This is a genomic window from Variovorax sp. 679 (genome assembly GCF_003952185.1).
Lineage (GTDB): Bacteria > Pseudomonadota > Gammaproteobacteria > Burkholderiales > Burkholderiaceae_C > Variovorax.
In genome coordinates this window covers 198109-210930 of record NZ_RXFS01000001.1, presented here as the reverse complement: position 1 = coordinate 210930, position 12822 = coordinate 198109, and the positions used below count along the sequence as shown (strand labels likewise).

General features: G+C 70.8%; 10 protein-coding genes. 3 read left to right on the top strand and 7 right to left on the bottom strand.

Annotated features, from left to right (window positions below; translation table 11 throughout):
* Nucleotides 1-252: 252 nt before the first annotated feature.
* On the top strand, nucleotides 253-561 hold the full coding sequence (locus tag EJO71_RS34670) for a hypothetical protein (RefSeq protein ID WP_240651263.1): 309 nt from the start codon (nucleotides 253-255) through the stop codon (nucleotides 559-561).
* Here the strand turns inward: EJO71_RS34670 and EJO71_RS00995 are convergent.
* The gene (locus EJO71_RS00995; protein ID WP_125947433.1) at nucleotides 554-2032 is read right to left on the bottom strand and encodes an HD domain-containing phosphohydrolase; all 1479 of its coding nucleotides are present in this window, start codon (nucleotides 2030-2032) and stop codon (nucleotides 554-556) included. The genes EJO71_RS34670 and EJO71_RS00995 overlap by 8 nt on opposite strands.
* Before the next feature lie 170 nt (nucleotides 2033-2202).
* Between EJO71_RS00995 and EJO71_RS00990 the strand changes: the two genes are divergently transcribed.
* Together EJO71_RS00990 and EJO71_RS00985 are read left to right on the top strand one after the other, a co-directional pair.
* Nucleotides 2203-2790: a DUF308 domain-containing protein gene (locus EJO71_RS00990; RefSeq protein ID WP_125947222.1), complete on the top strand. Its 588-nt coding sequence runs from the start codon at nucleotides 2203-2205 to the stop codon at nucleotides 2788-2790.
* Nucleotides 2791-3040: 250 nt separating this feature from the next.
* Nucleotides 3041-3592, top strand: coding sequence for a GDSL-type esterase/lipase family protein (locus EJO71_RS00985; protein ID WP_125947223.1), 552 nt, complete (start codon nucleotides 3041-3043; stop codon nucleotides 3590-3592).
* A 48-nt stretch (nucleotides 3593-3640) separates the two neighbouring features.
* Here the strand turns inward: EJO71_RS00985 and EJO71_RS00980 are convergent, their stop codons facing one another.
* The 6 genes from EJO71_RS00980 to EJO71_RS00960 all read right to left on the bottom strand — a co-directional run bounded on the left by EJO71_RS00980 (nucleotide 3641) and on the right by EJO71_RS00960 (nucleotide 12821).
* On the bottom strand, nucleotides 3641-4066 hold the full coding sequence (locus EJO71_RS00980; RefSeq protein ID WP_093305408.1) for a low affinity iron permease family protein: 426 nt from the start codon (nucleotides 4064-4066) through the stop codon (nucleotides 3641-3643).
* A gap of 130 nt (nucleotides 4067-4196) precedes the next feature.
* Nucleotides 4197-6056, bottom strand: coding sequence for an FAD/NAD(P)-binding protein (locus tag EJO71_RS00975; protein ID WP_125947224.1), 1860 nt, complete (start codon nucleotides 6054-6056; stop codon nucleotides 4197-4199).
* Nucleotides 6046-6957, bottom strand: coding sequence for an EamA family transporter (locus EJO71_RS00970; RefSeq protein ID WP_206168986.1), 912 nt, complete (start codon nucleotides 6955-6957; stop codon nucleotides 6046-6048). Before EJO71_RS00970 ends, EJO71_RS00975 begins: the two co-directional genes overlap by 11 nt.
* Nucleotides 6958-6967: 10 nt before the next feature.
* The gene (locus EJO71_RS00965) at nucleotides 6968-10015 is read right to left on the bottom strand and encodes an AMP-binding protein (protein ID WP_164546731.1); all 3048 of its coding nucleotides are present in this window, start codon (nucleotides 10013-10015) and stop codon (nucleotides 6968-6970) included.
* Nucleotides 10012-11799, bottom strand: a complete 1788-nt coding sequence (locus tag EJO71_RS34255) for an FAD-dependent oxidoreductase (RefSeq protein ID WP_164546732.1) — start codon at nucleotides 11797-11799, stop codon at nucleotides 10012-10014. Before EJO71_RS34255 ends, EJO71_RS00965 begins: the two co-directional genes overlap by 4 nt.
* Nucleotides 11796-12821, bottom strand: a complete 1026-nt coding sequence (locus EJO71_RS00960; RefSeq protein ID WP_125947226.1) for an oligopeptide/dipeptide ABC transporter ATP-binding protein — start codon at nucleotides 12819-12821, stop codon at nucleotides 11796-11798. The genes EJO71_RS34255 and EJO71_RS00960 overlap by 4 nt, the downstream gene beginning before the upstream one ends.
* Nucleotide 12822: the final 1 nt, after the last annotated feature.

Genomic DNA, 12822 nt, shown 5'->3' with positions numbered 1-12822 from the left:
GCCCCGTCACGTCAAGAAAAGGCGTGATCGGGCTTGGACTCCCGTTGAAATCGCTGCGACGCAAGCCGCAGTCACCCCGCAGGGTATGCGGCTTTGTCGTTCGTGCTTCCAGTTTTGGCGGCTCGATGGGCGGGCGCAAGCCCGGCCGGTTTCACGCAAGTGGTTTCCCGGTAGTCCAACCCGTCGAGCCGCCGCCCCCGCTTGGACTCGGGTGCGTCGGTTTCAGCAAACCGAAACCCTTGGAGGCCGTTCATGGCTGCATCCGCTCGCGCGTCCGCGCGTGTCTCTTCATTTCCCGAATCTTCTTCCGAAGCGGCAGGCGTCGAATCGCTTGCTCTGCAGGCTTGCGACGACGTCGAGAGCCTTCACGAAGTGCGGCACGCGTATGCCGGCCTCGAAAGACTCATCGGCCCGCAGCGAGTGAATGAGACGGAGGAAGTCTGCTCCAGCCGCTCTGAACTCAGCGCGCTGGTACGCGTCGTCAACGAGGAGCTGCGTCGGCGCATCGAGGCGGCCGAGGGCACGCTGCAGTCGTTGCGTGCCGCCGTTGCTGCTAGATGAGCCCCCTGGTCGCGGCCTTCAGCGTCGCGGCCGCACGGGTCGTGCATCCGAGCTTCTGGAACAGGCGCTCGACATGAGTGCGCACCGTGCTCGGGCTGATGCCCAGCGCACGGGCGACTTCCTTCGTGTTGTGGCCTTGGCTGATGCTGCGCAGCACCTCGAGCTCGCGCTGTGAAAGAGACGCGTCGCCTTGTGGCGGCGAAACGGGCTTTGATGATGAGGTGCCCGGCAGGACGCATGCGAGCAGCGCCGTGACGACTTCCTCGTCGAAGCGGCCCGCCTTGACGTCTTCTTTCATGCTGTCGAGCGCCTGCGCCTCCGTGAGTTCAGGCCGCCACGGACGACGGGTGCGGTGCGATTGCCACTGCTGGGCCGCCGCGACGATCTGCCCCTCCAGCGGCATAGCCGAGCCCGAGCGACCGCGAAAGTGGCCGGAGCCGTCGCGCCGCTCGAAGGCGAAGGACGCGATCTCCGCTTCCGCTGTAAGGCCGTCGATCTGCCCTGCGGCGCGGGAAGTCCAGTACGGCACGAGCCGCACGTGCTCCAGCGACGAAGCCGGCAGCGGCTCGGGCGCATTCCAGATGGCATTGGGAACCGCCGCGCGCCCGATGCCGTGGATCAGGCCCGCCTTGTACGTGCGGTCGCAGGCCGCCTCGTCCAGGCCGAGCTGCGCGCCGCAGTCGCGCGCCAGCCGGGCCACGCGGCGCGAGTAGCCAGTCATCCAGGGCAGCTTGAGGTCGATCACGTCGCCGACGAGTTCCAGTCCCATGCGCCGGAGCATCGAAGGGGGCTGTTCGGCGGGCTCGGTCCATGGCGCGACGGGGGAATCCAGCTCCTTCATCCATGCCAATGCACGAGGCGTGCTCGCATCGACGAGAAAGGCCGGGTAGAGGCTGTCCGCGCGTCCGCGAGCGAGCGTGAGCGCTTCGTCGATTCCGTAGAGGCGACCGAAGATCTCCAGGTCGCTCGCCAGCGCCACGACGTAGGTCGCGAGCGGAACCTCGTTGCCCTGCAGCACGCCGGGGATGCCGCTGCCGTCGTAGGCCTCGAACACCGCGCGCAGGGCTGCTTCGGTCTCGCGGCTCAACCCCAGCGTGTTGGCGATGTCGCCGGCAATCTCGCAATGGATGTCGGCCATTGCCAGCACCGCGTCGGGCACCGGCCCGCTGATGTGCGGCTGGCGAATGCGGGGTGCAGGCGACGCAAGCAGGGCGCGCCGGCCCTGCACGTCGTCTTCGAGGAAGTCGGCGAACTCCTGGGCATTGGCGGTGCAGCCCGACCAGCGCAGCAGCGCGACATGCCGCACGGCCTCGACCTGGGCGGCGTCGCAGCCGGCCTCGGCCGCGATCTTCCCGGCGAGCCAGGCCGTGCGCAGCGAATGGTCGGTCGGCTGGCCCATGCTCAGGTCGCCGATGAAGGCCAGTGCGCGGACCGCGTCGAAAACAGTGATGGTCGTCGTGTCGTCGGACATGGGGCGTGAATCGCTGCGGCGGGCACGCAGCATCGCACAGTTCCATTGGGGCCCGTGTCGGTCATCCGACGGATACCGCGTGGGGCGAGGGCGCAGAAGAATCGTTGCACCGTTCGCTCCTCGATGAGCTGGAGCCTTCTCAACTCGCGGCTTCAGCCGCCCCATCTTCCATGTCAGACACCTTGAAAACCGAATCCCAGCGAGCCGCCTGGCTGCGCAACTACTACCTCGTTCGCGCTGCCTTTTCCTTCGCGTGGGTCGCGGCGAGCTTCACCATCGCCAAGCATTCGCCCGTCTTGGCAGCCGCGCTGCTGATCGTCTATCCCGCCTGGGATGCCCTTGCGAACCTGCTGGACGTCAGGATGACGGGCGGTGCCAAGGCCAATGCCACGCAGTTGATCAACATCTGGATCAGCGCGCTGGTCACGCTCGCGGTTGCGGGCGCCTTCGTGTTCGAGCTGCAGATCGTGCTGGCGATCTTCGGGGTCTGGGCCATCGTCGCAGGCCTGCTGCAGCTGGCGACGGCCGTGCGTCGCCGCAAGGACAACGGGGGGCAGTGGGTGATGATGCTGAGTGGAGCGCAGTCTGCCCTGGCTGGTGGGTTCTTTGTGGCGCAGCAGGGTGGTAGCGCGCCTGTCTTGCAGACGATTGGCGGCTATGCGGCGGTTGGGGCCGTGTACTTCTTTATTTCGGGGTTGATCGTCCTGTTCCGGGAGAGCAGGCGGGGCGCTCGAGGCCTTGCTTCCGGGAAAAGCTGATCGTTCCCGCCAGCCTCAAGGCCATCTCCACAATTTCCCCTCGATTGCTCCCTAGTGTCGGTGGGTGCCTCATCCCACCCGACTTTTCCCCCGCATTCCGCTCCGCCGGGCGAGACGCCGACAGATCGCCATCGCCGCGGTTCTGGGCGCGGTGCTCGCCGCCGGCTGTTCGCCATCCCGTGTCGCGCCGCCGGAAAACCGCGCCCTCGCGGTGCCAGCCGCGGCTGCGCCCGTGAATGGGCCGGCAGGCATGGCTGCCGCGAAGCCCGAAGCCGTCTGCAGCGTCGAGCTGTACGGCGACTCGATCCTTCATGGCGGCTACCTGGGTGACAAGCGCCTGCAGGAGCCGCCGGCGGCCGCGCTGCGCAGGCTGCGCCCGCGATACAAGGTGGTCGATCGTTCGGTGAACGGCGAGACGGCGAGTGCCCGTTCGGCTTCGTTCGCGGGCGAGGAGCGCTCGGGCCGCATCGTGGTCATCGAGCACGGGCTCAACGATGCCATGCAGGGACTGCCCCTGGACGGGGCGTTGCGCGCCATGATCGTGAAGGCGAGGGCGGAGGGCCGTCACGTGGTGCTGACCGGCCTGTCGCGCACGCTGACCGGGGCGCAGGTCCGTGCGCAGGGCGACGCGGTCGTGCGGCGCGTGGCCAGGGACATGGCGGTGCCCTTTGCCGACTGGGGCAGCGTGCCGGTGCAGCCCACCGAAATGGCGGACATCCTCCATCCTGCGCAGGCCTATTCCGCGCGGCTCGTCGAGCACCTTGCCAGGGTGCTGGACACTGTCGCGCCCGAGTGCGCCTAGGGACTGTTCCGGCAACTGCGCGCTCGAGCCATTCGTGCGTCGGCCCCTTCAATGCGCCTGCGGCCCGGGCTGCGTGTGGCCGCGCCGGCGGCGTTCGGCGCGCGTGCGCTCGAGCGTCGCCTGGCTTTTCCTGGCCGCGGCCTCGCATTGCGCGTGCAGCGCGCTCAGCTCCTCGTCGGTGAGTTTCTCGATGCCCATGAACTCGTTGTGCGCGGCCGATGAGCGGATGAGTTCGTCGAGCTTGGTCTGCAGCGCCGCGCCATCGCGGTTCTGGGTGTTCTGGATCAGGAACACCATCAGGAAGGTCACGATGGTGGTGCCGGTGTTGATGACCAGCTGCCAGTTCTCCGAGAAGTGGAAGACGGGCCCGGCCGCGGCCCATGCGATGACGAGCAGCACGCAGGCCAGGAAGGTGGCGGGACTTCCCGCGACGTGCGCGATCCTGTTGGCGAAATGGGCGAAGAGGCGGTCCATGGCTGAAATCTCCTGCCCTGCAAGTTGACCGAAGCGGCATCGTTGCCGCGTCGTCCGCCGCCGCGAGAGGGGCTTCCCGAAGATCCCGAGGCGTCGTCGGTGCGCGCCGTACGGCTCCTTCGGGACAAGGTCAGTCGCGTTCGAGCGCCGGCGTGCCGGTCGTCCGCGCGCCCTCGCCACGGTGCGCGGATGCGAGCCGCTCCCACAGCGCATCGAGCGCCGACTGCACGCTGTCGAAGACCCGCGACCGGCTCTTGGGCGAAGGCAGGTAGTGGTTGAAGTAGCGCAGGCCTTCGGTGGGCACGCCGAGCAGCGTGAGCTGGTGCACCGGCAGGCCTGTCGCATCGAGCGGATGCCCGATGGTGTCGGTGCGCGGCACCCGCCTTCGCGTGTCCTCAGGGGGCACCGGTGCCGCACCGGCGCAAAGGCCCGAGCGGTAGAGCGCGGCGAGCAGGGAGTCGTCCGCGATGTCGATCGCGCCGTGCCCCGCGCGGCCATGCACCAGGTGGTCGAGACAGGCCACGAAGGGCGTTTCGAAGGCGCTCGAGCGCGCCCGCCACACACCGAGCGCCGCATCGCGCTCGAGCGTGGGCGCCGGGCCGAGATCGGCGCGCAGCAGGCCGGCGCGCATCAGCGCCAGCCATTCGAGTCCGCGCGCTATCGGCGGGCCCACGACCAGCTGGGAGATCCGTGGCGCCACCACGTCGAAGAAGCGGTGGCGAGACGCCGGTGCGAGCGCGTCGAACTCCACCGCCTGGCGGATGAAGCCGCGCAGCACGCGCAGAAGCTCCACCGCGTACTTGTACGGGCTGTGCGCCTCGCCCTTGCGCGCCTCCTCCACGTCGAAGCGCAGGCGTGCCGCGAAGGCGGCATTGAAATCTGCCGCGCCGGGAAATGAAGGCGAGGGGGAGGGCGCGAGCAGCGTCTCGGGCGAGAACCACGCCATCGACGGTAGGGCTGCTTCGCAGAAATCCCTGACCTCGGCCGGTGCGAGCACGGCGAGCGCGCGCCTGCAGGCCGCGGCCGCGTCGGCGCCCTGCGACAGCGCCAGTGCGCGCATCAGGTAGGCGGCGCGCATCTCGGCCGCGAGCACCGCCAGCAGGTCTTCGTCGAGCTGCAGGCCTGCGGGGCCGCGGGCCGCCCGCCGCAAGGCCAGGTAGGCCTCGGTGCAGAAGATCGGCGCGAAGCTGCCCGACAGGTCGAGCGATTGCGCGGGCCGGCATGCGAACGGCGTGCCGCTGCGAGAGTGCACGAACATCACCGGCTCGCGCCCGCCCGGCAGGTAGTGCAGCATGCCGTCTTCCTCGCGCACGAAGCGTCCGCCGCGGCCCACGGTGAGCGCGGCGACCACGTCGACCGCCGCCAGCCCGGTGCCCGAGATGCCCACCGCCGAGCCGGCCTCGATGCGCGCCTGGAGCGGCGCCAGCGGGTACGGATCGATCGGCTTCGCCGGCGACGGAGCCTGCCCGCCGGCGGCATGCGCCAGCCCGTGGCCCGTGCAGAGAAAGACATGGTCCACGGTGAGCGCCGAGCCGTCGCCCAGGCGCACGCGCGCCTTCGCGTCGGCCGCGAGAGAGACATCGAGCGCGCGCTGGCGCACCTGCAAGATCCGCATGTGCGACGGCGCGTTGTCGCACAGCACCGCGTGCACGTGGCGCAGGTAGTCGCCGAAGAGCGCGCGCGGCAGGAAGCCGTTGGCATCGGCCTCGATGTCGCGCGCCTCGCGCAGCCAGTCGATGAACGGCATGGCGCCCGTGAGCGGCGGCTCGCCGAAGTGGCGAGCGCTGAAGCTGTCGAGCTGGCCGGTGACGGTGTTGAGCAGCAGGAAGTCTTCCTGCTGCGGCTTGTGCAGGCCCGGGCCCGGCTCGTCGGGGTCGATCAGGTGCACCGTGAGCGCGAGCCGCGGCTGCCGGCTCGCGGCGGTGACGAGCCGGTCGAGCACTGCCAGGCCCCAGGGGCCGACGCCGACGATCGCGATCTCAGCCCGCACGACGCAGCTCCCGGCCCGGCCTGCCCGGCCGCGTGACGAGCACGACGCCGGCGACGATCAGCGCGCTCGCGGCCAGCAGGCTCCAGCTGAGGGGCTCGGCAAGAAAGACCACGCCGAACGCCACGCTCACCAGCGCCCGCAGGTAGGCGTTGCTGGTGGTGGTGACCGGGCCCAGCGTGCGGATCAGCCGGAAGAAGACCACACTGGCCAGCGCGGTCGACAGCAGCGCGAGGGCCAGCAGCGCCAGCGTGGCCTCGAGGCTGGGCGCGAGCGTCCAGGGCCGGTCGAGCGCGAGGCTGAACGGCAGCATCGTGGCCCCTCCGCACAGCAGCGAGCCGGCCGCGGTGACCACGGCGGGCTGGTCGCCGAAGCGATGGCCGAACACCGCGCCGCACGCATACGACGCGCTCGCGCCCAGCACCGCCATGGACGCCAGGAAGTCGCTCTGGCCGAGCGCGGCGATGGAGGAGCCGTGCCCGACGATCCCGGCGACGCCCGCGAGCCCGAGCAGGACGCCCAGGAACTTCGTGAGCACGAAGGGCGCCGAGCCGACGACGAACACGGCAAGCAGGAAGGCGAACAGCGGCACGGTCGCATTGAGCACGCCCGCGAGCCCGCTCGCGATGTGCAGCTCGCCCCAGCCGATCAGCGTGAACGGCAGCGCGCCCTGCAGCAGCCCCTGCACCCAGAGCGCCCCCCAGCGGCTGGCGCGCGTCGGGAATGCGAGGCCCCTGGCCACGGCCACCACGCCCAGCAGCGCGCCGCCGAGCAGGATGCGCACCGCGGCCAGCGTGGCCGGTGGAAAGTCGGCCACCGCGACCTTGATCAGCGTGAAGGAGCCGCCCCAGAGGATCGAGAGCAGCACCAGCAAGACGTATTCGCCCATTGGCGCGGGATTCATGGTCGGCTTCTCAGGCATGGCTCAAGGCCTCCAGGTGCGTGCAGTAGTCGGTGAAGCACTCCTCGACCGCGGCCGGCGTGAACAGGCCGGCGCGGTACTGGATCTCGATGTGCGTGGCGTCGTGCCATCCGCGGATCAGCATCAGCAGGTCGTACTTCAGCCGGTAGCCGCGGTCCGCGTGCCGCACCGTCGCGAGGGCGGGTGCATCGCCCGTCGCCTGCGGCATGAAGTTGAGCGAGAAGCCGGTCAGCGGGTTGCGATCCGCATCGAAGGGCACGCCGAGCTCGTCGAGGATCTCGTCGAACTGCAGTTCCTGGTTGCGCGCGGCGAGCGCGATGCCGTCGTGCACGCTCTCGACCAGCTGGCGTGCCGGCAGCGCGCCCAGGCGCTCGATGCGCAACGGCACCAGGTTGATGAAATCGCCGATGGTCTGCGCGACCTGCGGATGGGCGCGGCCGGCCAGCGGCGTCACGACCACCAGGTCGTCGCATTCGGTCAGCGTTGCGAGCCAGCGGAAATACGCGGCCACGTACAGCACGTAGGGCGTGCACTTCAGGCGCCGCGCCGCCGCGCGGACCGTGTCGCGCAGCGTGCCGTGCAGGGCGGCTTCCATCGCGTGGCAGCGTTGCGGATCGTCGCAGCGCAGCCTGTCCGGCAGGTAGCGGTGGCGGTAGGGCGCGCCGAACAATGCGCGCAAGTGCGCGCGCGCGGCTTGCGCAGAATCGTTGCGCGCGCCGGCCCAGGCTGCGATGTCGCGTATCGACGGCGGGGCATCCGTGGCCCAGGGCCGACCGGCGAGGCGGTCGGCCAGCTCGCGCGCGAGCAGGCCCTGGCTGGTGCCGTCGCTGACCAGGTGATGAACGGTCCACAGCAGCCGGCGCCGCTGGCCGGGCAGGGCGAGCAGGGTGGCGCGAAAAAGCGGCGCATCGGCGAAGAGCGCGATCTCCGCCTCGCCCTCGGCCACCCGCATCGCGCCGATGCGCCGCGCGAGTGCCGCCGCGTCGAGCGCGCCCAGGTCGCATTGCGCCACCTGGACATCCGTCGTCGCCACGATCGTCTGGCGCACGAGGCCTTCCCCGTCGTGGCCGAAGCGCAGGCACAGGCTGTCGTGGCGCAGCGCGATCTCGGTCAGCGCACGGCCCACCGCATAGGCATTGACGCCGTCGGGCAGCTCGAACAGCGCCACCATGTTGCACCAGTTGCGGTTGCCTCCCGCGCAGAAGGTGCGGAAGTAGCGCCGCTGCTGCGGGCTCAGCGTGAACCAGCGGGTGCGCGGCGCGGGCGGGATCGGTGCCGGCGCGAAGGAGCCGGCCGCCTGCAGCTGCTGCGCCAGCTCGCGCGCGGTGGGCGCATGCATCAGCAGCAGTGGCTGCGCATGCACGCCGAGCTGCGCTTCGAGTTCGGCGCACAGCCGCATCGCCGCGAGCGAGTCGCCGCCGAGCGCGAAGAAATCGTCGTCGACGCTAACCTGCGCCTGCTGCAGCACCCGCGCGATCGCGGCGGCCACGCCGAGCGCGAGTTCGTCGGCGTCCGCTTCGGTGTCGGCGGTGGTGGCGGTGCGCGACGCCGGCATGGGCAGGCGTGCGCGATCCAGCTTGCCGTTGGCCGTGAGCGGCAGGGCGTCGAGCGCGATCAGGTGGCCTGGTACCGCCGCTGCCGGCAGGCGCTCGGCGAGAAAGGGCCGCAGGCGCCGGCGCAGGGCCTGCGCGTCGGACCGCGTGCAGAAGTAGCCCACGAGCTGTGCTTCGCCTTCTTCGTTCTGCATGCACACGACGGCCGCGTCGATCACCGCTTCGTGCGACTGCAGCACCGCCGCGATGCCCGCGGGCTCGATGCGGGTGCCGAGGATCTTGACCTGGTGGTCCTTGCGGCCGCGCAGGTGCAGCGCGCCGCTCTTGTCGAGGAAGCCGAGATCGCCGCTCAGGTAGGCCGGCAGCCCGTCGAGCTCGATGAAGCGCGTGGACGAGGGCTCCGCAGGGTCCAGGTAGCCGAGCGAGCCATGCACCGTGCGAATGGCGACTTCGCCGACACGGCCCGTGCCGAGTGGCTGCAGTGCCTCGTCGAGGATGCTCACGCCCACCTCGGGCAGCGGCAGGCCGCAGCACTGGATGCCCTCGGGCGCGGGGGCGGGCACGCGGGCGCAGAACTTCGCGAGCGTGGTCTCGGTGGGGCCGTACAGGTTGTAGATCGCGCTCGCCGGAAATGCCGCGCGCCAGCGACCGACCAGTGCGCCGCCGAGCGGCTCGCCCGCGAACAGCGTGTGGCGCAGCGTGCCGTTGCGGGTGTTGGAGCGCAGACCCGCCAGGCAGGCCTGGGCCAGCGAAGGCACCGTGTGGAGCACGCTGACGGCCATTGCGGCCAGCCAGTTGGGCATTTCGGCCGGCGTCATCGGGGAGTCGGCAGGCGGCAGGCACCCGGTCACGCCTGCCACGATGGGCAGCAGCAGGTCGCGCAGCACCACGTCGAACGACAGGCGGGTAAGAACGCCAACGCGGTCGCCGGGCTGCAGGCCGAGCATGCCGGCTTCCCACGCCAGGAAGTGTGCGAGCCCGCCGCGCCGCCCGAGGATGCCCTTGGGCCTTCCGGTCGTGCCGGAAGTGAAGAAGATGTAGCAGCCAGCGTCGGGCGCGACCTCGGGCAGGCCCAGGTCGTCCAGCGTCCATCCGGTTTGCGGCAGCGGCACGCCCGCGACGCATCTGATGCCGGCTGCGTCGAGCGGTGCCTGCGCCGCGAACTCGATCGCCAGCTTGGGAGCCGACGCCTCCACCATCGCCTGCTTGCGCGCGCGCGGCAGCGCCGAGTCGACCGGCACGGCAACCACGCCTTCGAGCAGGCAGCCCACGAGCATGGCCACCAGGCCGCGCGAAGCCACGCCGTGCAGCGCCACGCGATCGCCGGCCTTCATGCCCTGCCGGCGCAGCAGTGCCACCTGCGCGACCACGAGCGCCGCGAAGTCGTCGCGGCGCATCGAGCCTTCGGCATCGATCCACATCGTCGTCGCCCCGCCGCGCAGGCCGTCGCGCAACAGCGCGGTGAGCGATGTCTGGCGCGTGCTCACAGCGTCACCTCGAACACATCGGCAAAGCGCCGTGGGTGGTAGAGCGTGTGCATGGCGTGCGGGCGCGTCTCCAGCGCGCATGCCACGGCCTCGGCGACGGCCGGCGACTGCGCGAAGCCGCCGGTGTTGTGGCCGCCGCTGAGCACCAGCTTGCCGCCCGCGTCGCTCTCCTGCACCTCCAGCACGCCCAGGCCCGAGGGCGTCCATGGACGTACGCAGAAGCCCGGGCGCTCGCCGAGCATGCCGGCCTGCCGGGCACGCTGGAACTTGTCGGCGAACAGTTCCTCCGCTGTCTCCATCACGCAGCGCGCGAGCTCGGGCAGGTCGGCCAGCCGCACGTCGTCGGCCGAGACACCGACGAAGCCATGCCCCGAGCTGCAGTGCAGCACCGGCCGCCCGGCGGCGTCGCGGCCCGGCACGACGTTGGCGCCCTGGGCCGCCTCGCTGCTGGCGAATGCGCGCCGGCGCACCTTCAGCGGCGTGTTCAGCGCGGCGCCGTCGTTCGGCAGCGTGACCCACATGCCGACCATCGCGCCGATCGCGGCCAGCCCATCGGTCTTCGTGGAGAGGGTGCGCGCCTGTGCGCCGGGCGAGAGCACGTAGTGGTCGGCGCGCCGCAGCTTGCCGTCGACCACGATGCCCGTCACCGCGCCCGAATCCGCGTACCGCACCTCGCTTACTTCCTGCTGCCAGTGGAAGCGCGCGCCGAGGTGCTCGAGCAGCGCGATCAGGTTGCGGCAGAACGAGACGATGTTGAGCGAGAAGCCCTGCACTTCGAGCGCGCCCGCGATGGCGCCGCTGTCGATCGCGTCGCCCAGCGCGGGCTCCCGCTCGCGCAGCCGTGCAAGCGGCACCTCGCCGAGCAGGGCGCCGATCTCGGCCTCGGCCGTGCGTCCCGCGCGCAGGGAAGCATCGCTCGGGTAGACGCGCAGCAGCCGCCCGACATGGTGCGTCTCGCGCAGCAGTTCGGGGTAGAGGCTGAAGATCTCGTGCCATAGCCGGTGGCTCTGCCGGTTGAAGCCGACGATGTCGTTGCCGTACAGCAGCGCTGCCCAGGGCGGCACCTGCTCGAGCTGGGCGATCCAGCGGCGGTCGGTTTCCGAAAGCGACTCGTAGCGGCGCGACAGCCATCCGTCCTGTGCGATTCCGAGGCGAAAGCGCGGCAGGTCCTGCGGCGTGTACAGCGGCGAGCAGGCCAGGTGATGTCGCGACTCGTTGTACGAGAAGATGCGCGCGTCCCTTCCGCCGAAGGTCGCTCCCGCGCGTTCGGGATGCGATTCGCCATGCCCGCGCGGATCGGCCATGCGGTCGAACACCGAGACCCGATGGCCGCGCCGGCACAGCGCCAGCGCCGTGACCAGGTTGACCACGCCTGCGCCCACCAGCATCACCTCGCCCGGTGCGCTTGCCGAAGCGCCGGCGGGCTGCCCGGGCCGCGGCCGGCACAGCGATTCGGCGAGCACGAAGGCTTCATACTCGGCGCGCTCCCAGGTCGATCCGGTGGCGAAGGCGCAGCGTGCCGCGAGCGCCGAGGTGTCGATGGCGGCCCGCGAGGACGCGAGGCTGTAGAAGACGAATCGGCAATCCGCGAGCCCGGCCGCGACGGCCGCCACCAGCTCGAACTGCGACTCGCGCGCGATCACCACGTCGGGCGCGAGCGCGGCGAGCTCGGATGCAACGTGCTGCGGCGCCTTGGCCGCGAGATCGGGCCGCAGCACGATGTTGCGCGCGACGAAGACATCGACCGATGCCCGCGCGAGCCAGCACATGACGACGATCTTCATGCGCCGCCCGCCCGCTCGATCAGATGGCAGGCGACCCAATGGTCGACACCCACGCGCGCGAGCACCGGTATCTCCTCGGCGCAGCGCCGTGTCGCGCGCGGGCAGCGCGGATGGAAATGGCAGCCGCGCGGCGGATTCAGCGGCGAGGGGATCTCGCCCCGGATCGCCACGAAGGCCTTCTTGCGCACCTCCAGCTTCGGCGCCTCGGCCAGCAGACCCTCGGTGTAGGGATGCAGCGGCTGCTCGAACAGCGCGTCGGCGCCCGCCGACTCGACCACACGGCCAAGGTACATCACCACCACGCGGTCGCTGATGTGCCGCACCACACCGAGGTCGTGGCTGATGAAGAGATAGGTGAGGGCGAGCTCCTCGCGCAGTGCCATGAACAGGTTGATCACCTGCGCCTGGATGGACACGTCGAGCGCGGCCACCGCCTCGTCGCAGATCAGCAGCCGGGGCCGCACGGCCAGCGCGCGGGCGATGCCGATGCGCGCGCGCTGGCCGCCCGAGAACTGGTGCGGAAAGCGGCGCATGAAGCCGGGGTCGAGGCCGACCTTCTGCATCAGCGCGGCCACGTGCGCCTCCTGGTCCCCGGCCTCGACCAGCCCGTGCGCCACGGGCGCCTCGCCGATGATCTGGCGCACCCGCATGCGCGGATTGAGGCTCGCATACGGGTCCTGGAAGATCATCTGGACGCCGAGCATGTCGCGCCGGTGCTCGCTCGCCGAGAGGCGACGCTTGCGCAGCTCGGCGTTCTCGCCCTGCCACCACCGCTCGCCCTCGCTCAGAGACTGCAGCCCCGCGGCCATGCGCCCGAGCGTCGACTTGCCGCAGCCCGATTCGCCCACCAGCCCCACCACTTCGCCGGGGTGCACGGCGAGCGAGACGCCGTCGACGGCGTGGACGGTGCGCGACGGCACCGGGGCGCCGAACAGGCGCGCGATCTTCGCCGCGGCATCGGGCTTGCGGACGAAACGCTTGGCGCTGGCGCGCAGTTCGAGCAACGGGGTGACGGTGTCCATG

Coding starts and splice junctions, on each gene's coding strand:
- EJO71_RS00960 (WP_125947226.1), bottom strand. CDS start 12,821: ATGGACACCGTCACCCCGTTGCTCGAACTGCGCGCCAGCGCCAAGCGT.
- EJO71_RS00985 (WP_125947223.1), top strand. CDS start 3,041: ATGGCTGCCGCGAAGCCCGAAGCCGTCTGCAGCGTCGAGCTGTACGGC.
- EJO71_RS00995 (WP_125947433.1), bottom strand. CDS start 2,032: ATGTCCGACGACACGACGACCATCACTGTTTTCGACGCGGTCCGCGCA.
- EJO71_RS34670 (WP_240651263.1), top strand. CDS start 253: ATGGCTGCATCCGCTCGCGCGTCCGCGCGTGTCTCTTCATTTCCCGAA.
- EJO71_RS00990 (WP_125947222.1), top strand. CDS start 2,203: ATGTCAGACACCTTGAAAACCGAATCCCAGCGAGCCGCCTGGCTGCGC.
- EJO71_RS00970 (WP_206168986.1), bottom strand. CDS start 6,957: ATGAATCCCGCGCCAATGGGCGAATACGTCTTGCTGGTGCTGCTCTCG.
- EJO71_RS34255 (WP_164546732.1), bottom strand. CDS start 11,799: ATGAAGATCGTCGTCATGTGCTGGCTCGCGCGGGCATCGGTCGATGTC.
- EJO71_RS00980 (WP_093305408.1), bottom strand. CDS start 4,066: ATGGACCGCCTCTTCGCCCATTTCGCCAACAGGATCGCGCACGTCGCG.